The sequence below is a fragment of the Mesorhizobium sp. M1E.F.Ca.ET.041.01.1.1 genome (genome assembly GCF_003997355.1).
Taxonomy (GTDB): Bacteria; Pseudomonadota; Alphaproteobacteria; order Rhizobiales; family Rhizobiaceae; genus Mesorhizobium.
In genome coordinates this window covers 1-549 of the sequence record NZ_RZSL01001222.1, presented here as the reverse complement: position 1 = coordinate 549, position 549 = coordinate 1, and the positions used below count along the sequence as shown (strand labels likewise).

Below are 549 nucleotides of genomic sequence, written 5' to 3'. Positions count from 1 at the left end.
CCGCCCGATATCCCCTCGCATCGAGGATGGTCCGCACGTCCGGGCCGCTCACGGTGTCCGTCATGTCTCCGTTTCCCAAGGCCCGCGCCCCTTAGGCCGTCGAGCCGACGACGCCGTCGACGAGATAGTCCATGCTTTCGAGCTCGATGGCGGTCTCGACGAAGGCTTGGCCTTCGGTAGCGACGACGGCGCCCTTGTTGCTCTTCAATGGGCCCTTGATGACGGAGAAGCCGCCTTTCATCATTTCGGCCAGCGTGGCGTCGAACTGCTTGCGCGCCGCTTCGCCGACGGCGGGACCGAGCGGGCTCATCTTGACGAAGCCGTCGGCCAGGCCGCCGCGCGTGAAGTTGGGCAGCGGCTTGCCGGCGATGAGGTCGTCGACGAACATCTTGTAGACCTTGGCCCAGTTCCACTCCGCGCCGGTCAGGTATTTTTCCGGCGCCAGCGGGCTCTGGTTGGCGTGGTAGCCACAGACGAAGGCGCCGCGGCCGGCGGCCGTCTCGACCACCACCTTCGGGCTGTCGACATGGCAGGTGACGACGTCGGCAC

General features: G+C 66.7%; 1 pseudogene. It reads right to left on the bottom strand.

The annotated features are described in order from the left end of the window. Nucleotides 1-91: 91 nt before the first annotated feature. Nucleotides 92-549, bottom strand: a pseudogene (locus EOA38_RS38490) (BMP family ABC transporter substrate-binding protein); the annotation flags it as partial.